Raw genomic sequence first — 21,549 nt, 5'->3', positions numbered from 1 at the left:
CTCGCGCCGGCGGGCGTCGCCGCCAGCGCCAGCGCCGCGCCGGTGGCCAGGGCCACCGAGGCTGTGATGAGTTTCTGACGTCCCACGCTCGTACTCCTTTACTCGACCCGGTCAGGGCGAGGCCTGGGCGCGGTGTCCCGGGGTCGGGAGGCACCAGGCTGACTGAGCAGTGACGCTATGCATCGACGACCGTCACCGAATCAGGGAAAACCCTTGTCGGTACGGGCCCGGCCGCCGGCAGCCGGGACGAGAGCTGGGTGCGCGAGCGTACGCCGAGCTTGCGGTAGACCCGGGTGAGGGTCGCCTCGACCGTCTTGACGCTCAGGTACAGCTGGTTGGCGATCTCCCGGTTGCTCGCGCCGTCACGGACCAGCCCGGCGATCCGGGCCTCGGTGGAGGTCAGCCCGAGGTCGGCCGGCGGCGCGGAACTGCCCTCGGTGCGGGCCAGGGCGCGTTCCGTCTGCTCGGTCCACGGCTTGGCCTCGGCGGCCAGGAACAACGCCAGCGCCGCGCCGATCGCCACCCGGGCGGCCGCGTAGCGGCGCCGGCGCCGCTCGGCCCCACCCTGCACCAGCAGCGCGTGGGCCTGCTCGATCGGCTGACGCAGGCCGGCGAAATGTGCCGCCGCGGCCGCCGACAGCTCGACCGCCGCGTCGGCCTGGCCGCTCTCGGAGAGCACGACGGCGGTGGCCCGGTCCAGATAGCCGGTGACTCCCGGGCTGTCGCCCAGCCGGGCCGCCGCCGCCCGCGCCTCGGCGAGGATCCGCGCCGCCTCGTCGTGCTCGCCGAGGGCGGCCAGCCCACCGGCCAGGTCGCCCCGCCAGCGCACGATCATCGGATCGGTCGCGCCACCGGCCGGCTCGCGCAGCCGGCGCAGCGCCGCGACCCCGGCCCGCGTCTCACCGGCGCGCAGCTCGGCCTGGCCCAGGGCGTGCAGGTTGCGGCGCAGGTAGAGGCTGTCACCCTCCTGCTCGGAGGCGCGCACCCCGCGGCGGGCGTACCCGGCCGCGGCGACCAGGCTGCCCCCGGCGAGCTCGGCCACCGCCGCCGTGTACCAGGTCGGCCCGGGGCTCAGCCCAGCCCGCTGGGCGGCGGTGACGGCCCGGTGGGCGTACCGCAGGGCATCGCGGCAGCGGCCCGCCCGGGTCGCCACCTCCGCGAGGCTGCGCAGCACCTCGACCAGCGCCTCCCCGGTGCGGTCGTGCTCGGCCAGGGCCAGCAGGGTGAGCAGCTCGGCACGGGCCTCGTCGAGCCGGTCGTCGACCATGGCGAAACGCGCGGCGAGATAACGCGGGCCCATGTGCAGCCAGCCGGGCGCCGGCGGGGCCGGCAGCGCCAGAGCCTGCTCCAGGGTGCGGCTCCAGCGCGGTTCCCCGCGGATCCGCTGGATCTGGGTCAGCGCGCTGAGCGCCATCGCCCCGGTCGCCGGATCACCGGCCTGCCGCGCCGCCGCGGCCGCGCCCACCGCCCAGTCCGCCGCCGTGCCCGGATCCCCGGCCAGCATCGCCGCCCAGGTCAGCCGCAGCCGCACCGGCCCGATCAAGGTGACGTCGTCGCCGGCCTCGTGCAGCGCGGCGGCGAAGGTCTCCCCCATGTCGGCCAGGGCCTGCCCGGCCAGGTCGATCAGCACCAGCCGGGCGGTGACCCGGTGCCGGGCCGGCGAGTCGGCGGCGGCCAGCACCGTCTCGGCGGCCCGCCCGGCCAGCGCGGGCACCCCGGCGGTCAGGGCCGTGCCGGCCGCGGCGACGAGCCAGTCGAAGCGTTCGGCGGCCAGGCTGCGCGGGCACCGGTCGGCCGCCAGCAGATAGAGCTCCGCGGCCGTGCGCCCGTCGCCGCGGGCCAGCGCCCGTTCGGCGGCGGCGACCAGATCGACGGCCACATCGGCGTCCGGCCGGCCGCTGCGCAGCGCCCGGTGCCGGACGTTGTCGGTCTCGTCGAGCGCCGCGTTGGCCAGCGCGTCGTGCACCCCGGCCCGCCGGGCCGCCCCGGCGTCCTCGGCCAGCACGGCGGCGAGCGCGGGCGGCACGAACCGGATCGTCCCGCCGTGCACCTCGATCAGACCGGCGGTCGCGGCAGCGCGAAGATCCCGGTCCGCGTCCTCGTGACCGGCCCGGATCAGCGCCGCGACGGTCGGCTCGGTGGCCAGCGCGGCGACGAGCAGGGTGCCGATGACGGGCGCGGGCAGCGCGTCGAGGCGCCGCCGCAACAGCGCCCGGGCCGGCTCGGGCAGCGGCGCGGGCCGCCAGGCCGGACCGGCGGTGACGGCCCCGCCCAGGGTCAGCGCCAGGAACGGATTGCCCCCGCTGGCCTCGTGCAACCGGCTGGCCGTCCGGCAGGGCAGGCCGCGCGCCTCCAGCCACGCGGTCAGCTCGTCGGGGGCCAGCGGCGGAACCAGCAGATCGGCGACCGGCGCCGGACAGAGCCGGGCCGCCCGGTGCCGGCCGGCCGGGTCGGGGAACCGCTGGGCGGCGACCACCCGCACCCGCGGACCCGGGCGCCGGCGCATGGCGAAACCGATCAGCTCGGCGGACTCGGCGTCGAGCCACTGCACGTCGTCGATCACGAGCAGCACCCACTGGGCGCGGGCGCAGTGCGCGAGCAGGCCGGGCAGCACGAGCCGGCGGGCCAGGGCGGGAGCGCCCGCGCGCGGAGCCGTGCCCTGGCGCAACACGGCCAGGGCGGTGCGGTGGGCGGGCGGCAGGGCGGTCAGGGACGCCGCCGGCAGCTGCGCCACGAGGTCGGCGATGCCCGCGTACGGCAGGCGGCGCTCAGCCGGCGCAGGCCGCAGCCGCACGACCAGCTCTCCCCGCGCGGAGGCCGCGGCCGCGACAGCGTCCAGCAGCGCGGTCTTGCCGATCCCCTCCGGCCCGTGCAAGGCCACCCCGCCACCGGCGCCGAGCCGGGCCTCGACCGCGGCCAGCAGCGACGCCCGGCCGAACAGGGTGGGCGTGCCGGGCTGCACGCGCGTATCCAGGGCCGACTCCCCAGCTAGACCTGATCGAGCATGCTCAGCCTAGGAACCCGGCCGCCAAGCATCAATGCTTGCGCATATGTCATTTTTCTTACGGCCGGACCCGGGCGGCGCCCCGGTTCTTCCCGGCCACGGGTCCCCGGGCGGCCGGATCCACGCCCAGCGCGGCCCGTAGGGTCAGGCAATGATCAGCTACTTTGAGCGGGCCGGCACCGGACGGTTCCGGCCCACCGCCGCGACCGGCGGCGCCTGGGCCGTCGACGAGCAGCACATCAGCCCGATGACCGGACTCATCGTGCACGCGGTCGAGCAGTTCACCGCCGCCCGCGGCCCGGACGGCCTGGTGGTCGCCCGGGTCAGCATGGACATCCTCGGCGTGCTCAAGCTGGAGGACTTCGAGATCCAGGTCGAGACGGTACGGCCGGGACGCACCATCGAACTCCTCGAGGCCGTCGTCATCGCCCGGGGCCGGCCCGCCGTACGGGCCCGGGTCTGGCGCCTGGCCGAACTGGACACGGCCGGGGTGTCCGGTGGCGGGGTCGCGACCCTGCCCGGCCCGGAGTCGGTGCCGAGGTGGCCGATGTCCGACGCGTGGCCCGGCGAGTTCATCACCACGCTGGACGTCCGCCCGATCGGCCCGGTGCGGCCGGGCCGCACCACCGCCTGGATCTCCACCGGGCTGGAGCTGGTGGCGGGTGAGCCGGTCAGCGACCTGGCGAGCTTCGTGGCCCTGGTGGACACGGCCAACGGGATCGCGATCCGCGAGTCCCCCAAGGAATGGCTCTTCCCCAACCTGGACCTGACGATCCACCTGCACCGGCAGCCGCGCGGGCGCTGGGTCGGCCTGGACACGTCGGTGGTGTTCGGTCCGCGCGGTCACGGCCTGACCACGACGACGCTGCACGACCTGGACGGCCCGGTCGGCCGGGCCGAGCAGATCCTGACGGTCCGCCCGGCGCCGCGCTAGCCGCGACCGGTCGGGGCTTGCGTCATCCGCAGTATTTCTTCTGCGCGGACTCAGCCACCGTCGTGGCTTTCTTGATCAGCCCGGCCACCTGACGCTGGTAGGACTTGCCCGTTCCGGTCCAGGCCGCCGTCTTGGTGGCGGCCCTCTTCAGGGTGGCGTTGATGCCGCTGACGTCCGGACGGCGAGCAGGAGTGAGGCCCGGCAGTCCTGCGACCGCTTCCTCGTAGCCGGCGAGGTCGTCCTGGAGGGTCGTGACGGCTTGCTTGATGTCGCCGACGGCGGTGGCGAGGTCACTGACGTCGCTGTCGATGTCGTAGCCGTTGCTGGCGACGTCGTAGGCCGAGCTCTGGGCGTCGTAGGCCGCGCTGCAAGCGTCATAGGTGTCACTCTTCCGGCCGGCCGCAGCGGCGTTCTTCCTGGCCGCCGCCAGGTTCTTCTCGGCTTCCCGTAAATGGGTGGCGAACGAGCTGAACGACGGCGGCTCGGCCAGCGCCGAGCTCAATGCCGAGTGATCGGAGATGACGGTGTCAGCCGCGGACGTTATCGCGGTCTCCTGACGGCTCCGCTGATCAGCCTCCTGTTGATCGGCTGCGGCCTGGGCCTGCTCGGCGGTGTTGGCATCGGCCCGGTCCTGCAGGGCGGCCACGGCTTCGTTGTAGTCGTTCAGGGTGCCGGGCCGAAGCTCGATCGGCGCGACGGACCCGTCGTCCTGCGGAATCTGCAGGGTCAGCACCGACGGGGTGAGGGTGCCGGTGAACGTGGTGAAGGTGCCCAGGCCGCCGGGGAACGACAGGGTGATCGCCTTGTCCTGCACGGTGCCGGTGAAGGCGAGATGGGTCGGCTTCACGCTCGTCCCCGCTTCATCGTCGACCGATGTCGAATCCAGCGTGCCGGTCAGGGCCTGGTCCGTCCGGGTCATCTGGACCATGACTGTCGAGGTCGACGACGTGCCGACCCACGCTTTCCCGGCGGCGGGCTCTTTCGCAAGCGGGTTCGCACAGCTTGACATGGCCAGCAGTACGAGGCCCAGCACCACCGCTGTCCGTGGCGTGCTCGCCGGCCCTGCTCTCATCACACCGTTGCTCCGCACTGTTCGACCTGCCGCGACCCGGACAATGAGGAGACCACCGGACGGAGGGCGGCACCATCGGTGGATCCGGCACACTCGCCCTGCGGCGGACCGTGACCCATATAGACAGTGACGACTATCGTCGGCGACGGAGCTCGCGAAGGAAGTCAGTCACTCGACCCGTCATGGGAGTGCTCATGACCCATCCGAAGCAATGGCGCCGCGGAATCGCAATCGCTGCCGCCGTCACTACCGCCCTCACCACAGTTCCGCTCTCTCCGGCCCATGCCGCCGCAGCGCCCGCGCCCCGGGTGGCGTGGGCGGCGTGCGAGGACGGGTTCGAGTGCGCCACCGTGCCGGCCCCGCTGGACTACGACCGGCCGCGGGGCGTGCAGATCGGCATCTCACTGCTACGGCTGCGTGCCGCCGATCCGGCGCGGCGTATCGGCTCGCTGCTGCTCAACCCCGGCGGTCCCGGCGGGTCCGGTGTGGACTTCGCGCGGGCGGTGGCCCGGAGCCTGCCGGCCGAGGTGCAGGCCCGCTTCGACATCGTCGGCTTCGATCCGCGTGGCATCTACCGCAGCACACCGCTGCGCTGCTTCGACACCTTCGAGCAGGCGATCGCGGTGCTGCCGCCGTTCGCGTACCCGGAGACCACGGCCGAGGAGCGGCGGCAGCGGGTGTCGGACGACCAGCTCGCCGCCGCCTGCGCCCGGCACGGCGGAGCCATTCTCCACCACATGTCCAGTGCCGACGCGGCCCGCGACATGGATCTGCTGCGCGAGCTGCTCGGCGACAAGAAGTTGAGCTATCTCGGCTACTCGTACGGCTCGCTGCTCGGGCAGAACTACGCCAACCTGTTCCCGTCCCGGGTCCGCGCCCTGGTCATCGACGCTGTGGTGGATCCGGTGGCCTGGTCCACCGGGCACGGCCGGGACGCCCGTACCGTGCCGGTCGGCACCCGGATCGCCAGCGCTGACGGCGCCGGGCGGACCCTGGAAGAGTTCTTCCGGCTGTGCGACGCGGCCGGTCCGGACTGCGCCTTCTCCGGCGACTCGAGCAAGCGGTACGCGCAACTGGCGCACCGCCTGCGCGGGCACCCGGCGACCATCGTCGACCCGTTCTCCGGCGAGACCTACACCTTCACCCACAGCGACCTGATCGCCACCACGCTGGGCGCCCTGTACAGCCCGCAGATCTGGCCCGACCTGGCCTTCTTCCTCGACGCCGTGCACGATCAGCTGACGCCGGCCGTCCTCGGGCAGCGGCTCGCCACCGTCCGCGCCGGGCTCGGCCTGGCCGCCCAGCCGCAGGAGGAGTATCCGAACGACGTGGAGGGCTCCCCCGGCGTCACCTGTTCCGACACCGTCAACCCGCGGTCCCTGGCGGATTGGCAGCGGTCCGCGGATCGCGCCGAGCAGCGCTACGGCTACTTCGGCCGGATCTGGAACTGGGCCTGGAGTGCCTGCGGCTCCTGGCCGCGTACCGCCGGACAGGACCGGCACCTGGGCCCGTGGACGGCTCGGACCGCGGCGCCCGTGCTGGTCGTCGGCAACTACTTCGACCCGGCCACCCGCTACCAGGGCGCTGTCGCCGCCTCCCGGCTGCTGCCGAACTCCCGGCTGCTGTCCTACGCCGGGTGGGGACACGCCGCCTACTTCATCGCCGGCAACACCTGCGTGGACACGAAGGTGACCCGGTATCTGCTGACCAGCCGGGTGCCGGCCGCGGGCACCGTGTGCCGGCCGGAGGGCTCGCCCTTCGATCCGGCGCCGGCCTCGGCACTGAGCGCGTCCGCCGCGTCCGCGCTCAGCTCTGTCGTGATGCCCGAGGCCGTGCGCCGGTCGTTCAGGACAGCGGCTGGGTGAACCGGATCGCGTTGCCGAAGGGGTCGCGCAGGCCACAGTCGATGCCGTACGGGCGCTCGGTGGGCTCGTCGGTGAACTCGACGCCGAGGCCCTTGAGGGTCTCGTAGGTCTTGCGGCAGTCGTCGGTGCTGAAGATCAGGTGGCCGCCGGTGGCCCCCTTGCTCAGCAGCTCGCGGACCTGCTGGGCGGTCTCGGAGGACATCGAGGGGCCGCCCGGCTTCTCCAGCAGGATCTGGCGTTCCGGACGGCCCGGCACCTGCACGGTGAGCCAGCGCATGAAGCCGAGGTCGACGTCGGAGCTGACCTCCAGGCCGAGCTTGCCGACGTAGAAGCCGAGGGCCTCGTCCTGGTCCAGGACGTAGATCTGGGAATGGGTGATCGCGGTGAACATGGGCCTCACGCTAGCGGCCCGGCCGGTGCGGAACTTCTCCGAAACTGATCACTCGGCCGGGTCCACACCTTGGTGAAGCACGTGGGCACGCCGGTCGCCGTGACCTGCCGGCGGTAGTCGCGCGGCGACCGGCCGACGATGTCGCGGAAGGTGCGGCTGAACGTGCCCAGGCTGCCGAAGCCGACCCGGAAGCAGATGTCGGTCACGCTCTCGCCGGTCTCGCGCAGCAGGAACATCGCCCGCTCGACCCGGCGGCGCTGCAGATAGCGGTGGGGCGTCTCACCGAAGGTGGCCCGGAACGTCCGCGTGAAGTGCGCCGGCGACACGTGGGCGATCCGGGCCAGGGCGGCGACGTCCAGCGGCTGCGCGTACGCGCGGTCCATGGCGTCGCGGGCCCGCAGCATCCGGCGGTTGCTCTGCTCGACAGCGCGGCTCACGAGGCCATGACACCACGGATCACCGGCCGGGTCATCCCTTGCTCTCCGTGACGGTCGTCGCGGTGACGGTGCCCTCTCGGTCGGCCGTGCCCTGGACGCTGACGGTGTCACCGGCCTTGACGTCCTTCAGCGTGCCCTTCGTGGCGGCCTGCACCGTCGTGCCCGCGCCGGTCCGTACCGTCACCACCTCGCCGTCCGCCGTCTCCACGTAGATGGTGGTGCCGTTGACCAGCTTGACCTTGCCGGTGGTCGGCCCGGCCGCGGCGGTCGCGGCTGCCGTGGGCAGCGCCGCGCCGCCGAAGGCTCCGCCGGGGAAGCCGCCGGTCCGGGCACCGGTGCGGCCGGGCGCCGCGGTGCCGGTGTCGGTGCCGTAGTGCTTCTGCACCTCCAGGCCGCCGAGGAAACCACCCAGCAGCAGCGCGAACGCGCCCAGCACCAGCGTGCCGCGGTTCCACCAGCGCCGCGGCGCCGCCTTGGCCAGCGCACTGGCCAGGCCGTCGTCGCGGTCGTCGAACGGCTCCGGGCTGGCCGGGACGGCGGACAGGACGGTGGTGTCGTCGGAAGAAGGAGTCACGGGGTCCTCACTCGTAGCGCAACGCGTCGATGGGGCGCAGCCGGGCGGCGCGGGCGGCGGGCAGGCCGCCGAAGAACAGCCCGATCGCGATGGACACGCCCAGGGCGAGCCCGACCGAGCTGGGCACGATCACCGGTTTCACGCCGACGATGGGGAAGCTGCTGCCGATCAGGGCGGCGGCGACACCGAGCGTGCCGCCCAGCACGCTCAACAGGGTCGCCTCGATCAGGAACTGGGTCAGGATCACCCGGCGGGGCGCGCCCAGGGCCTTGCGGATGCCGATCTCGCGGGTCCGCTCGGTGACGGTGACCAGCATGATGTTGGTGATGCCGATCCCGCCGACGAGCAGGCTGATCGCGGCGACGGCGCCGAGCAGAGTCGTGAAGGTGTCCGCCGTCTCGGTCTGGGTGGCGAGCAGCTGCGAGGCGTTCTGGATCCGGTACGGCGTGGTAGCACCGGCGGACACGTCCAGCCGCTGGTTCAGGATGATGGCCACCTGCGACTGCACGGCGTCCACCCGGTCCGGGCTGCGCGCCTGCACCAGGATCGAGGTCAGGGCTCCGTACCCGGTGAGCACCTGGCGCACCGCGGACAGCGGGGCGATCGCCGTGTCGTTGCTGTCCTGGAAGCCCGTCGAGCTCTTCTCGGCCAGCACGCCCACCACGGTGAACAGCGCGCCGCCGACGGTGACCTGCTGGTCCAGCGGGTCGGTGCCGGGGAAGAGCTCCTCGGCCGCGGTCCGGCCCAGCACCACCACCCGGCGGCCCTGCGCCTCGTCGTCGGCGGTGAAGCCGGCGCCGGTGCCGACCGGCGTGTTGGAGGAGGCGAACCAGGTCGGCGTGGTGCCGACGAACTGGCTGACGTCGTGGTCGGTGCCCTCGTAGGTCAGCGTCGCGGCGGCGCTGACCACCGGGGACACCGAGGCGACGTCCGGGGCGAGCACCGGGTCGATCAGCGCGTCGGCGACGGCGGTGGTCAGCGCCGTGCTGGTGGAGCCGCCACGGCCGGCGCTCATCACTGTGATGGTGTTGGTGCCCAGCGCCTCGATCCGCTGGTTGATCGCCTGCGCGGAGCCGTTGCCGACCGCCACGAGCAGGATCACCGCGGCGACCCCGATCAGGATGCCCAGCATGGTCAGCGCCGAGCGCAGCTTGTTCGCCGACAGCCCACGCAGCGCGAACCGGACGACCTCCGAAAAACTCATCGGCTGGGCCGTCCCTGCGGGGCGCCGGCCGGGACCCGGTCCAGCGGCGACTGGCGTACGTCGGTGACGATCCGGCCGTCCACCAGGCGCACCAGCCGCTTGGCCCGGTCGCCGACCTCGGGCTCGTGGGTGATCAGCACGATGGTCCGGCCGGCCGCGCTGAGCTGGTCGAAGACCTCCAGCACGTCGGCGGTGGAACGGGTGTCCAGGTTGCCGGTCGGCTCGTCGGCCAGCAGCAGGGCCGGCTCGGTGACCAGCGCCCGGGCCACCGCGACGCGCTGCTGCTGACCGCCGGAGAGCTGGTTGGGCTCGTGCCGGGCCCGGTCGGCCAGCCCGACCACCTCGAGGGCGGCCATCGCTCGCTCCCGGCGCTGCCGCGGCCGGACCCCGGCGTACGCCAGCGGCAGCTCGACGTTGGCCACCGCCGAGGTCCGCGGGATGAGGTTGAACGCCTGGAAGATGAAGCCGATGAGCCGGTTGCGGGCCAGGGCCAGCTGCTGGTCGGCGAGCCGGCCGACGTCGACGCCGTCCAGCCGGTACCTGCCCGTGCTGGGCCCGTCGAGCGCGCCCAGGATGTTCATCAGGGTGGACTTGCCGGAGCCGGACGAGCCCATGACGGCCACGTAGTCGCCCCGTTCCACCAGCATCGAGACGCCGCGCAGGGCGTGCACGGTGGCTTCACCCGTACCGTAGATCTTGGTCAGGTCGCGGACCTCGAGCACCGGCCGGCTCATCGGGTGCCCCCGGCCCGTACCGCCGCCGGGGAACCCGCCGCCCGGGCCGCCGCCCGGCGCGCCGCCGGTGAAGCCGCCCGGGAAGCCGCCGGTGGTTCCGCCGGTCGTCGTGCTGGGCGTGGTGATCACGACCTGCTCCCCCGGGGTCAGCCCGGAGGTGATCTGGGTGGCCTGGTCACCCTCGAGGCCGATCTCCACCGCGCGGACCTCCTGGACGCCGTCGGCCAGCACGGTCACGGTGTGCCGGTTGCCGGCCGTGGTCACCGCGGCCGCGTTGACGTAGACCGCGTCGCTGACCTGGCCGGTGACCACCGAGACGGAGACCGTCTGGCCCGGTTTGGCGCCGGTGGGGACCTTGTCGAGGCTCAGCGTGACGCCGTAGGTGACGACGTTGCCGGCCGTGGTGGCCTGCGGGTCGACGGCGACCACCTGCGCGCTCTGCCGGGTGCCGCTGAGCGCGTTCCAGGTGACGGTGGCCGCCTGTTTCTCCTTCAGCTTGGTCGCGTCGGCCTCGGCGAAGGCGGCGGTGACCTGGAGCTTGCCCAGGTCGGCCAGGTCTATGAAGCCGCTGTTCGACGAGTTGGCCGAGGAGGAGGACGAGCTGCCACCGGGTGGGCTGCCCCCGGACGACGAGGATGAGGCGGAAGAGGAGGAAGAAGAAGAGCCCGACGACGAGCTGCCGAGGGTCCCGTTGACCGCGACCACGGTGCCGGCCATCGGCGCCTTCAGGGTCGTCCCGGCCACCGCCGCGCCGGCCTCGTCCACGGCCAGCCCGGCCTGGGTGACCGCGTTGCGCGCCGACGAGGTGTCCGAGCCGGCGTCCTCGGCGCGGTCCAGCGCGTCCCGGGCCGCGTCCAGGTCGGCCTCGGCGGCCGCCAGGGTCCGCCGGGCGGCCGCCGGATCGACCTTGGCCAGCACCTGGCCCTTGGTGACCTTGTCACCGACCCGGACCGAGATCGACGTGACGGTGCCGCCGGTGGTGAAGCTCGCGCCGGCTGAGCTGGCGCTCTCCAGGGAGCCGTCGGCGGTGACGGTGGCGGTGACAGTGCCCTGCTGGACGGGTACGGACCGCACGGACGCGGCAGCCGCGTCACCGCTGTCCGGACCGGACACGATCTCGTACGCCCAGAAGGCACCGGCGACGAGCGCGAGGACCAGGACGGCGTTGACCGCCACCGGGGGACGGCGCAGGGAACCCAGACGGGGCGCAGGCATGACCGACACTGTGGCGACGTCTGCTCGGAGGAGCTTCGGGGTTGGCTGGGAGCCACCTCGGAACCCGCGTCAGCCGGCGTCGGCGTCCGAGGTGGGCAGCAGGACCCGGAACCTGGCCCCGCGACCCCGGGGCGGATCGAGCTCGACCCAGCCGCCGTGACCCCGCACGATCGCCGCGACGATGGACAACCCCAGCCCGGAACCCCCGCCCCGGCCCCGGCTGCGGCTCGAATCGGCCCGGTAGAGCCGTTCGAACACCCGCGGGGCGTGCTCGGCGGGCACGCCCGGGCCGTCGTCGCCGACCTCCAGCACCGCCAGCGGTACGCCGGTGACGACCGTCCCCGCGTGCACGGCCCCGGGCGCCGGGCGGTGCCCGGGGACCCGTCCCACCCGTACGGTGACCCGGACCCCGGCCGCGGTGTGCTGCAACGCGTTGGCGACCAGGTTGGTGGCGACCTGGCGCAGCCCGTGCTCGTCGCCCAGCACCGTCGGCGGCACGAACGTGTCCGAGTCGTCGTCCAGGGCGGCCAGGCGCACCGGGCGGTCCGGCATCCGCGCGTACGCGTCCCGGATGGTGTCGGCGGCGATCTCCAGCAGGTCCACCGGGCGCCGCACCGGCGGCCGTTCCAGGTCCAGGCGGGCCAGCACGAGCAGGTCCTCGACCAGGACACCCATCCGGCCGGCCTCCCCCTCGATCCGGCTCATGGTCTCGTCGAGCTGCGGGCCGGGCGGGGCGCCGCCGCGCCGGTAGAGCTCCGCGAAGCCCCGGATGGACGTCAGCGGGGTCCGCAGCTCGTGCGAGGCGTCCGCGACGAACTGCCGCAGCCGCTGCTCGGAGGCCGTACGGGCGGAGACCTCGGCCTCGATCCGGGCCAGCATCAGGTTGAGCGCACCGCCGAGCCGGCCCGGCTCGGTGTGCGGGTCGGTGTCGGCCACCCGGCCGGACAGGTTGCCCGCCGAGATGTCGGTGGCCAGGCGTTCCATCTCGGTCAGCGGCCGCAGCCCGAGCCGCACCACGAACGCCGCCCCGGCGCTGAGCAGGAGAAGAACCAGCACGGTGACCCCACCGTCGATCAGGAGCAGCCGGTCGCCGGTCTCCTCCACCTCGACCAGCGACGATCCGATGACCGCCACCCCGCCCGTGCCGGCGACGGCCACCGCGAGCAGCCGCCAGTCCGCGCTGCCGTCCGAGGCCGGGACGGTGTACGGCCGCCCGGCCCGCGCGTGGGCCAGCACCTCGGCCAGCGGCGCGACCGGGGGCCGTTGCGCCTCGGCGACGGAACTGCGGTCGGGGTCGAGCGGGCCGGCCGGCGTGTAGATGTAGACGACCGAGTCGGCCCCGAGGCGCAGCTGCCGGTTGCGCGGCGTGGCGCCGTTCGGTGGGGGCAGGGCCAGGCGCTGCGACCCGGCGAACGGGCGGGACATGGCGACCAGCTGCTCGTCGATGCGGTCCTGCAGGTAGCCGCGGATCAGCACCAGACCGGCCAGGTTGGCCACGATCAGCGCGATCGCGGCCAGCGCGCCGACGACCAGCACGAGCCGGGCCCGCAGGGTCCAGTGGCCCCACCGCCGCGGACGCCAGCGGAGCCCGGCCCTCATGGCCTGCTCACTCCTCGCCGCCGCGGGGCAGGCGCAGCGCGTACCCGACGCCGCGGACGGTGTGGATCAGCGGCGGACCGGCCCTGTCGATCTTGCGGCGCAGGTAGTACACGTAGGACTCGACGATGCGACCGTCACCGCCGAAGTCGTACTTCCAGACCCGGTCCAGGATCTGCGCCTTGCTGACCACCCGGCCCGCGTTGATCAGCAGGTACTTCAGCAGGTTGAACTCGGTCGGCGAGAGGTCCACGAGCCGGCCGGCCCGGCGCACCTCGTGGGCGTCCTCGTCGAGCTCCAGGTCGGCGTAGCGCAGCACCCCGGCGTCGCCCGGCACCAGCTCGGGCCGGCTGCGCCGCAGGATCGCCCGGATCCGCAGCACCACCTCCTCCAGGCTGAACGGCTTGGTCACGTAGTCGTCGGCGCCCGCGGTGAGCCCGGCCACCCGGTCCTCGACCGCGTCGCGCGCGGTCAGGAACAGCACCGGGGTGGCCCGCCCGGCGGCGCGCAGCCGCCGGGCCACGTCGACGCCGTCCAGGTCGGGCAGCATCACGTCGAGCACCACCAGGTCCGGCTCGAACTCCTCGATCGCGACCAGCGCGCCGTGCCCGGACTCGGCGACCCGCACGTCGAAGGCGACCAGCCGCAGCGTGGCCGAGAGCAGCGCGGAGATGTTGGGCTCGTCGTCGACGACCAGGACCCGGGTCGCCCGGGCGGCCGGCGGATCGCTGAGGGCCACGGAACCGCGGTTGTCGGAATGCACCGCAAAGAACTATCAGCGCTTCCTTTGAATTGCGTATGAATCCGCTCGGAGGGAGCTGGGCCGCACCGGGCTCACCAGCTGCGGGCCGCCGCGGCACCCTCGGCGAGACCCGAGGTGATCTCGGTGTACTGGTCGCCGCGCAGCCCCACCCCGACCGCGACCCGCTGTCCCGCGCGCAGCACCGTGCCGGTGTCACCGGCGATGTCGTGCACGGCGGTGCTCGGCAGCCGCAGCACGTCGTCGGCCGAGCCGGTCGTGACCCGGACCGCGGCGCTCTGCCCGACGAGCAGGTCCTCGGGGGCGTCGGTGAAGGAGAGCAGCACGCCGTAGCGGACCATCGTGCCGTCGTCGGTACCGACCGGATCCACCTGCACCACCGTCGCACCGAATTCCTGACCGGTCCGGTCGGCCAGGGTCGCGGTGGCCTTCTGGGCCACGGCCAGCCGGTCCGCGTCGGCTTCCGGGAAGTCGGCGCTGATCTGCATGGCGAAGACGTCGGCCAGGGTGAGGAAGGCGCTGCCCCCGCTGACCTGGCTGCCGATCTTGCCGGCGACGGACAGGATCCGCCCGGCGATCGGCGCGGTGATGGTGGTGCCCTCGAGCCGGTCCTCGGCGGTCTGCAACGCCACCTCGGCCTGGTTGACCCGCTGCTGAGCGCTGAGCACCGGGTCTCCCGCGGAATTCCGGCCCCCGGAATTCCGGCCGCTTGAGTTCGCGCCGCCGCCCTGGGCGCAGGTCGTCGCGGCGCCGCCCGGCCGGGCCGGCGCGGTGGCGCGGCTCGGCGGGGTGGTCCGGGCGGAAGTGGCGGTCCGGGTCGGGGTGGCGGTCCGGGTCGGAGTGGCGGTCCGGGTCGGTGCTCCGGTACGGGTCGGGGTCGGGGTGTTCGTCGCGGCCGGCGCCGGACTGCTCGTTGTGGTCGGCGGGACGGCATACGCGGCCGGCAGCACCCCGCAGGAGTCCGGGCTCGCCGTGGCGCTCTCCTCGGCGTCGGCCAGGGCGTCCCGCGCGTCGGCGAGCGTGTCCCGCGCGGAGTCGACCGCCTCGGCCGCGTCGGTGTCGTCGATCGAGGCGAGCTCCTGCCCGGCCGTCACCACCGTGCCCGCCCGGACCTTGACGCTCTCCACGGTGCCATCGACCGCGAAGGAGAGGCTGCGGGACTGTGCCGGCTCGACGGTGCCGGTCGTGGCCACCTCGATCGTCACCGCGCCCCGGTCCACCCGCACCGTGCTCACGGCGGCCGGCCGCTCCTGCGCGCCCGCGGTCAGCGCGCGGGTCACTCCGGCGGCCACCAGCAGGGCCACCACGACCCCGGCCACCAGCCACGCCCACCGCCGGTTCACTCCGCGCCAGGCGGTCAGGCCGTTACCCATGGTCGGGAAGTGTTGCCGCACGTCCTCGCCGCCGGCTCGGTCCCACCTCACAGTTGCCTCGGAGCCGGGCCGCACTCTCCCAGCTGATTCCGAGGACGGCCGGAGGTTGCGGCGAGGTCAGCGGTCTTGTCTGGACCGTCGTGTCCGCTTGAACGAGGAGAGAGACCGTGCCGCAGCTCAGAATCACGTCCCCCCGAGGCATCGCCGGGCTGGTCGTCGCGTCCGCGGCGCTGCTGTTCTCCCTGGCCGCGTGCGGCGGCGGATCGGACGGCGCCCCGGCCACCGGCGGTGACAACCAGGGCGGCGGCGGGCGCAACACCGCCTTCGCCGCGTACACCGAGTGCCTGGCCCGGAACGGCGTCACGATCACCATGCCTTCCGGCGGCCCCCGCGTCCGGCCCTCGGGCGGCCCGTCGGGTATGCCGCGGCCGTCCGGCAGTGCCCGGCCCGGCGGCGGCTTCCCCGGTGGCGGCTTCGGCAAGCCCGCCGGAGTCGACGACGCGACGTGGGAGAAGGCCCAACAGGCGTGCGCCTCGGTGCTGCCGAGCGGGCGGCCGGGCGGCAACGGCCGGGGCAACGGGATGAGCGCGGCCTACCGCAACTGCCTGCAGGACAACGGCGTCACCCCGGGTCAGGGCGTACCGGCCACGAACGACCCGGCTGTCCAGAAAGCGGTCGAGGCCTGCCGGGCCCTGGCTCCCACCGGGAGCGCCGCTCCCCGGTCCTGATCGCGCTGTCCCCGACGATCGGACCGGCGTCGCCGTGCGGCGCCGGTTCGGTTCAGGACGCCGGCAGGGAATCCCGCAGGTCGCTCCACCGCTCGGCGAGCTGCCGGCGGCGGCAGGCGACCAGGTGACTGGCCAGGATGGCCGCCAGCCCACCGCGGACGCAGACGTCCGCGCCCGCGGTCAGCACGGCGGCGACCAGCTCGGCCGGGGCGTCCTCGTCGACCAGCGCGACGACCCGGGTACGCCCGGGCAGCAACGCCCGCGCGGCCAGCACATCGGCTTCGATGGCCCCGCTGAACAGCACGATCTCGCCGGGCCGCACCTCGTCCAGGCTGCCGGGATACCGCAGCACCCAGCCGGCCGGCAGGTGCGCGCGCAACGCGGCGACCCGGCCCCGCTGGCCGAGGACGGCGACGACCGGACTGCGCCGCAACGAGTTCAGGTCGGGCACCGGCACCGCGGTGGAGTTCGGGGTGAACGTACGGTTGGTCTCGTTCCGGTTCAGCTGCACCAGCATCTCAATGACCCCCAGGTCTCGCTCTTCGCGTGCTGCCTCCCACCCAACGCTGTCCGCCTGGGGCGGCCATGTGCCCAGCCTGTGCGTCTGTTGTCAGTGCGTAGGGTGGCGGCCGTGACGAAGATCGTGGTGTGCGGGCTGGGCGGGACCATCGCGATGACGGCGACGCCCGACGGCGGGGCCGCACCGGCTCTCAGTGCCGGCGACCTCGTCTCGGCGGTGCCCGGAGCAGCCGCGCTGGGGCTCGACCTGGCGCTGGTCGACGTCGCGAACGTGCCCAGTGCGTCCCTGCGCCCGGGGGACATCGTGGCGCTGTCGCGGCGGATCAGCGACCTGCTCTCGGACGGGGCGGACGGCGTGGTGGTCACCCAGGGCACCGACACGCTCGAGGAGTGCGCGTACCTGCTGGATCTGCTGCACGAGCGGCCGGAACCGGTGGTGGTGACCGGGGCGATGCGCCCGGCGCTGGTGGCCGGGGCGGACGGCCCGGCGAACCTGCTGGCGGCCCTGACGGTCGCGGCCGACCCGGGAGCGCGCGGGCGGGGTGTGCTGGTGACGTTCGCGGACGACATCCACGCGGCGGCACGGGTCCGCAAGACGCACACGACCAGTGTGGCGGCGTTCGTCTCGGCGCCGGGCGGGCCGGTGGGTCAGGTGGTCGAGGGCCGGGTGCGGTTCTTCGGACCGGGCGGGCGCCGGGTGGTGCTGGCCCGGCCGGACGGGGCCGTGCTGCCCCGCGTACCGTTGATCGTCGCGGCCCTGGGCGCCGACGCGCCGGACCGGGATCTCGCAGCGGACGGGCTGGTGGTGGCCGCCCTCGGGGCCGGGCACCTGCCGGACTGGTGGGCGGAGCCGCTGGCCGGGCTGGCCGGGCGGATGCCGGTGGTGCTGGCCTCGCGGACCCTGGCCGGGCCGGTCCTGACCGGCACCTACAGCTATCCCGGGTCCGAGCGGGACCTGATCCGGCGGGCGCTGATCCCGGCCGGTCTCCTCGATCCGGCCAAGGCCCGGATCCTGCTGCTCGCCGTCCTCGCCGCAGGCGGCGACCGGGAGCAGGTCGTGGCTGCCTTCGCCGAGGCCGCCTGACGCTCCTGGGGCCGCGGAAGGTCAGGCGGACTCGCGCTGGACGACCTGGACGATCCCGGCCAGCTCGGACGGCGGCACCGGGCGGCCGTTGATCGCCGCCAGCACCGTCGTGGCCAGGTGGGCGGCCACCGCCGCCTGGTCGGTGGTCACCGTGGTCAGCGCCGGTACGGCCAGCCGGGCCGCCGGGATGTCGTCGACCCCGATGACCGCCAGGTCCGCCGGGGCGCGCAGGCCCAGCCGGCGCATCCCGGCCAGCACCGCCATCGCCACGTCGTCGTTGTAGGCGCACACCGCCGTCACGCCCTCGTCGTGCCAGGCCCGCACGGCCGGTGCCGCCGCATCGGCGTCCAGGGCCACGACGCGCACCGACGGCTCGGCCACTTCCCGGGCGGAGCAGGCCAGCCGGGTGCCTTCGAGGCGGGGCTCGGCGAAGATGCGTACCCGGTCGTCGTCCGGGTACGCGTACCCGATCGTGGTGTGCCCGGCCTCGACCAGGTGTTCCGCCTGCAGGCGGCCGACGCGCTGCTGGGGCACCTCCAGTTCGCGGCGCGGGGAGGTGCTGCGGCCGAGCAGGCCGACGACCAGCGCGACCCCGGCCGCGCGCATGGCGTCGATCTCGGCCGGGGAGAAGTCGGTGAACGCCAGCACCGCGGCCGGGGTGATCGCCTTCCACAGCTCCGCGATGGGCCGGTCCGCCTGGTTGCCCGGATGCGCCACGAAGGTCATGCCGCTGCGGGCCAGCTCGGTGGAGAGGTTGCCGAGCAGCGTGCCGACCTCGGGGCCGATCGGCCAGTCCGGCAGCAGGCAGAGCACGACGTCGGAGCGGCCGGTGCGCAGGGCCCGCGCGGCTGCCGAGGGCGCGTACCCGAGGCTGGTCGCCGCGTCGATGACCCGGCCGCGGGTGGCCGCCGAGATGGTCTGGTGCGGGGTGTCGTTGAGCACGTAGCTGACAGTGGCCCGGGAGACCCCGGCCAGCTTCGCGACGTCGGCGCTGGTCACCCGGCGGATCGTGCTGTCTGTCATGACGGACACCTCTTGCCGTGCGCTGGGGTTGCCCTTTACGTTGCTGACACGAGCAAGTTACACGTGTCAGCTCCCCCTGGCGAAGAGGCTTCCATGACGACCGCACCCGTGTCCGAGCACGCCGCCCTCCTCGAGGCCCTGGCTCTGCCGGCCAAGGTCGCGCTGCTCACCGGCGCCACCTCGTTCACCCTGGCCGCCGAGCCGGCCATCGGCCTGGGCGAGGTGCGCCTCTCCGACGGGCCCACCGGGGTACGCGGACTGAAGTTCAGCGGCGGCCGGATCGTCGCGCTGTTCCCGAACGCCACCCTGCTGGCCTCCTCCTGGGACGAGAGCGCGCTGGAGGAGACCGGGCGGCTGCTCGCCGAGGAAGCGCTGGCCCAGCGGATCCACGTCGTGCTCGGCCCGACCATCAACCTGCACCGCACCCCCCTGGGCGGCCGGCTCTTCGAGGCGTACTCCGAGGATCCGCTGCTGACCGGCCGGCTGGCGGCCGCGTACGTGCGCGGCATGCAGGCACTCGGCGTCGGCGCCACCCTCAAGCACCTGGTGGCCAACGAGAGCGAGACCGACCGCAACACCGTGGACAGCGTCGTGGACGAGGCGACGCTGCGCGAGCTGTACCTGCTGCCGTTCGAGATCGCCGTCGCCGACGCGGACGCCTGGTCGATGATGGCGGCCTACAACGACGTCAACGGCCTGGCCGCCACCGAGCAGACCCACGTCAACAACGAGATCGTCAAGGGCGAGTGGGGCTACCGCGGCCTGATCATGTCCGACTGGTTCGCCACCCGCAGCGCCGGCCCGGCCGCCAACGGCGGCCTCGACCTGGTGATGCCCGGCCCGCGCGGCCCGTGGGGCGACGCGCTGGTGGCCGCCGTACGCGCCGGCGAGGTCGACGAGGCGGTGATCGACGACCACCTGAGCCGGCTGCTGCTGCTCGCCGAGCGGGTGGGCGCCCTGGGCACGCCGCGGGACTACCCGGACGGCCTGCCCGGGCCGGACAGCGAGACCCGCAAGGAGCAACTGACCCGGCTGGCCGCGCGGGGCATGACCGTGCTCAGCAACGACAACGCCGTCCTGCCGCTGGAGCCGGCGCGGACCGTGGCGCTGATCGGCCGGCACGCCGTCGAGACCATCGACATGGGTGGCGGCTCGGCCCAGGTCAACCCGCCGTACCAGGTGAGCGTGGCCGAGGGCCTGAGCGCCCGGCTCGGCGACCGCGTCACGGTGGTCGACGGCGTCGAGGTCCGTACCAGGCCGGTGCCGGCCCGCGGCGGCTTCCTGGTCGACCCGGTCACCGGCGAGCCCGGCATCCGGGTCACGCTGCTCGACGCGGACGGCAACGAGCTGGAGCAACGGCACGCCGCCAACGCCACCACGATGGTCGGCATGGACGACGACTTCACCGGCACCGTCGCCACCGCGGTCCTGCACGGCCGGATCACCAGGGCCGGCCGGGTCGAGCTCGGCGTGCTCGGCGTCGGCGACTGGTGGATCCGGGTCGGCCACACCGAGTCCCGGCCGGAGTTGCGCGTCTCCGGCAAGGGCTTCGGCGAGGAGGTGCTCACCCCGCCGCTGCACACCCAGCTCTACGAGGTCGGCGAGGGCGAGCTGCTGGAGGCGACCGTCACCCTGCTCACCGGCGACCAGTTCGCCGGGGCCGGCCTGTTCGGGCTCATCGGCCACCAGGCCTCCCGGGAGACCGTCGACGTGATCGACGACGCGGTCCGGGCCGCCGCCGGCGCCGACGTGGCGGTGGTCGTGGTCGGCCTCACCGAGGAGCAGGAGACCGAGGCCGTCGACAAGAGCACCCTGAAGCTGCCGGGCGCGCAGGACGCCCTGATCGAGGCGGTGGCCGGGGCGGCCCGCCGTACCGTCGTGGTGGTCAACGCGGCCACGCCGGTGATCATGCCGTGGCTGTCGCGGGTCGACGCCGTGCTCTGGGCCGGCCTGCCCGGCCAGGAAGGCGGCCACGCGATAGCGGCGGCCCTGCTCGGCGAGATCGAGCCGGCGGGCCGGCTCGTCACCACGTTCCCGGCCGCCGACGGCACGTCACCCGCGTGGTCGGTCACCCCGGTCGACGGCAAGCTGGAGTACGCCGAGGGCCGGTTCATCGGCTACCGCGGCCACTACGCGGGCCGGGCCCCGGCGGCCCCGGCGTTCTGGATGGGTCACGGCCTGGGCTACAGCACCTGGCAGTACGCGGACGCCCGGCTGATCTCCGGCGAAGCCCCGGCCGTGACGGTGACGGTGACCAACACGGGCGCCCGGGACAGCCGCGAGGTCGTGCAGGTCTACTTCCAGCCGACCGGTCCCGACGAGCCGGTGCGCCTGGTCGGCTGGCAGGGCATCGAGGTGCTTGCGGGCGGCTCGGCCCGGGTGACGATCACACCCGACGCCCGGATGTGGCGCCGGTGGGACACGGCGGCGGGAGCGTGGGACTCGGTCGGCCCGGGCGGCGACCTGCTGATCGCGCGGGGCCTGGGCGACATCCGGGCCACCGTCGCGCTGCCGGTCAGCTGAACCGCAGCATCATCCGGTCCTGATGCCCGGACCAGCTCAGGTCCAGCCGCCAGCAGCCGGCTGCGGGCAGCTGAATCGTGGACGGGCCGGGGCCACCGGGGACCTCGCGGGTCAGGGGGGTGGTCGTGCCGTCGAGGGTCGCCTCGATGACCAGCGGCTGCATCGGCTCCTGCGGGAGCCGGGAAACCCAGAGGATCTTCGTGCCGTCCTGCGGATCGGCCGAGGACGCGGGCGGGTACCGGAAGAGCACGGCGAGCAGGTCGCCGTGCTCACTGAAGACATGGGGCACACCGGAACCGTCGTCGCTGAAGCCGGCCCTGGCCCACGGCGGCAGCGCGTCGCGGGTCACCTCCGACCGGCACGGCCCGGAGGCGGGCGATGCCGTCGGTGCGGTGGCAGCTGTCGCGCTGCCGGACGTGCATCCGGCCGTCACCAGCACGAGACCCGCGGCGGCGCGGGCCGCCCATCTCATTCGTCGCACGGTCACCCCTGGAGTGTGAGCTTTCCAGGAGT

Annotated in this window: 17 protein-coding genes and 2 pseudogenes; 5 read left to right on the top strand and 14 right to left on the bottom strand. The window is 74.1% G+C overall.

Going from position 1 to position 21,549, the window contains the following annotated elements; genetic code table 11:
- Positions 1–175 precede the first annotated feature (175 nt).
- Entirely contained in the window at positions 176–2,962 is a 2,787-nt protein-coding gene (locus ACWEOZ_RS40280) for an AAA family ATPase (RefSeq protein ID WP_451915948.1), read from the bottom strand.
- 193 nt (positions 2,963–3,155) lie between these two features.
- Between ACWEOZ_RS40280 and ACWEOZ_RS40275 the strand changes: the two genes are divergently transcribed.
- A complete protein-coding gene (locus tag ACWEOZ_RS40275; protein WP_451915947.1) occupies positions 3,156–3,938 on the top strand; it encodes a thioesterase family protein in 783 nt (260 codons plus the stop codon).
- Between the two features lie 22 nt (positions 3,939–3,960).
- Here ACWEOZ_RS40275 and ACWEOZ_RS40270 read toward each other — a convergent pair whose 3' ends face one another.
- On the bottom strand, positions 3,961–4,974 hold the full coding sequence (locus ACWEOZ_RS40270) for a hypothetical protein (protein ID WP_451915946.1): 1,014 nt from the start codon (positions 4,972–4,974) through the stop codon (positions 3,961–3,963).
- A 230-nt stretch (positions 4,975–5,204) separates the two neighbouring features.
- Here ACWEOZ_RS40270 and ACWEOZ_RS40265 point away from each other — a divergent pair, with 230 nt between their 5' ends.
- Complete coding sequence (locus tag ACWEOZ_RS40265) at positions 5,205–6,875, top strand: alpha/beta hydrolase (RefSeq protein ID WP_451915945.1); 1,671 nt, start codon at positions 5,205–5,207, stop codon at positions 6,873–6,875.
- Here the strand turns inward: ACWEOZ_RS40265 and ACWEOZ_RS40260 are convergent.
- The 9 genes and pseudogenes from ACWEOZ_RS40260 to ACWEOZ_RS40220 form a co-directional block, all read right to left on the bottom strand.
- Positions 6,856–7,266 carry a VOC family protein gene (locus ACWEOZ_RS40260; RefSeq protein WP_451915944.1) on the bottom strand — a complete coding sequence of 137 codons (411 nt, stop codon included), beginning with the start codon at positions 7,264–7,266 and terminating at the stop codon, positions 6,856–6,858. The two genes, ACWEOZ_RS40265 and ACWEOZ_RS40260, sit on opposite strands and share 20 nt — an antisense overlap.
- Before the next feature lie 5 nt (positions 7,267–7,271).
- Positions 7,272–7,703, bottom strand: a complete 432-nt coding sequence (locus ACWEOZ_RS40255; RefSeq protein WP_451915943.1) for a helix-turn-helix domain-containing protein — start codon at positions 7,701–7,703, stop codon at positions 7,272–7,274.
- A gap of 31 nt (positions 7,704–7,734) precedes the next feature.
- Positions 7,735–8,277 (bottom strand): hypothetical protein, encoded by a 543-nt coding sequence (locus ACWEOZ_RS40250; protein ID WP_451915942.1) that lies wholly within the window; start codon positions 8,275–8,277, stop codon positions 7,735–7,737.
- A gap of 7 nt (positions 8,278–8,284) precedes the next feature.
- A complete protein-coding gene (locus ACWEOZ_RS40245; protein ID WP_451915941.1) occupies positions 8,285–9,481 on the bottom strand; it encodes an ABC transporter permease in 1,197 nt (398 codons plus the stop codon).
- Positions 9,478–10,215: an ABC transporter ATP-binding protein gene (locus tag ACWEOZ_RS40240; protein ID WP_451915949.1), complete on the bottom strand. Its 738-nt coding sequence runs from the start codon at positions 10,213–10,215 to the stop codon at positions 9,478–9,480. The genes ACWEOZ_RS40245 and ACWEOZ_RS40240 overlap by 4 nt, the downstream gene beginning before the upstream one ends.
- Before the next feature lie 12 nt (positions 10,216–10,227).
- Positions 10,228–11,430 (bottom strand): annotated as a pseudogene (locus tag ACWEOZ_RS40235) (efflux RND transporter periplasmic adaptor subunit); the annotation flags it as partial.
- Positions 11,408–13,029 (bottom strand): annotated as a pseudogene (locus tag ACWEOZ_RS40230) (sensor histidine kinase); the annotation flags it as partial. The pseudogenes ACWEOZ_RS40235 and ACWEOZ_RS40230, both read right to left, overlap by 23 nt.
- A gap of 7 nt (positions 13,030–13,036) precedes the next feature.
- Complete coding sequence (locus ACWEOZ_RS40225; protein WP_451915940.1) at positions 13,037–13,789, bottom strand: response regulator transcription factor; 753 nt, start codon at positions 13,787–13,789, stop codon at positions 13,037–13,039.
- Positions 13,790–13,860: 71 nt separating this feature from the next.
- Complete coding sequence (locus ACWEOZ_RS40220; RefSeq protein WP_451915939.1) at positions 13,861–15,159, bottom strand: efflux RND transporter periplasmic adaptor subunit; 1,299 nt, start codon at positions 15,157–15,159, stop codon at positions 13,861–13,863.
- Between the two features lie 167 nt (positions 15,160–15,326).
- Between ACWEOZ_RS40220 and ACWEOZ_RS40215 the strand changes: the two genes are divergently transcribed.
- Positions 15,327–15,887, top strand: a complete 561-nt coding sequence (locus tag ACWEOZ_RS40215) for a hypothetical protein (protein WP_451915938.1) — start codon at positions 15,327–15,329, stop codon at positions 15,885–15,887.
- A 52-nt stretch (positions 15,888–15,939) separates the two neighbouring features.
- Here the strand turns inward: ACWEOZ_RS40215 and ACWEOZ_RS40210 are convergent, their stop codons facing one another.
- Positions 15,940–16,404, bottom strand: coding sequence for a hypothetical protein (locus tag ACWEOZ_RS40210; protein WP_451915937.1), 465 nt, complete (start codon positions 16,402–16,404; stop codon positions 15,940–15,942).
- A 114-nt stretch (positions 16,405–16,518) separates the two neighbouring features.
- Between ACWEOZ_RS40210 and ACWEOZ_RS40205 the strand changes: the two genes are divergently transcribed.
- Positions 16,519–17,490 (top strand): asparaginase, encoded by a 972-nt coding sequence (locus ACWEOZ_RS40205; RefSeq protein WP_451915936.1) that lies wholly within the window; start codon positions 16,519–16,521, stop codon positions 17,488–17,490.
- 21 nt (positions 17,491–17,511) lie between these two features.
- Here ACWEOZ_RS40205 and ACWEOZ_RS40200 read toward each other — a convergent pair whose 3' ends face one another.
- Entirely contained in the window at positions 17,512–18,513 is a 1,002-nt protein-coding gene (locus ACWEOZ_RS40200; protein WP_451915935.1) for a LacI family DNA-binding transcriptional regulator, read from the bottom strand.
- A gap of 93 nt (positions 18,514–18,606) precedes the next feature.
- On the opposite strand from ACWEOZ_RS40200, the gene ACWEOZ_RS40195 reads away from it, so the two are divergent.
- The gene (locus ACWEOZ_RS40195) at positions 18,607–21,036 is read left to right on the top strand and encodes a beta-glucosidase (protein WP_451915934.1); all 2,430 of its coding nucleotides are present in this window, start codon (positions 18,607–18,609) and stop codon (positions 21,034–21,036) included.
- Here the strand turns inward: ACWEOZ_RS40195 and ACWEOZ_RS40190 are convergent.
- A complete protein-coding gene (locus tag ACWEOZ_RS40190) occupies positions 21,029–21,523 on the bottom strand; it encodes a hypothetical protein (RefSeq protein ID WP_451915933.1) in 495 nt (164 codons plus the stop codon). The two genes, ACWEOZ_RS40195 and ACWEOZ_RS40190, sit on opposite strands and share 8 nt — an antisense overlap.
- Positions 21,524–21,549: the final 26 nt, after the last annotated feature.

Source organism: Actinoplanes sp. NPDC004185, assembly GCF_053603475.1.
The sequence above is the reverse complement of the archived record's forward strand: the minus strand, read 5'-3'. Positions and strand labels throughout refer to the sequence as shown.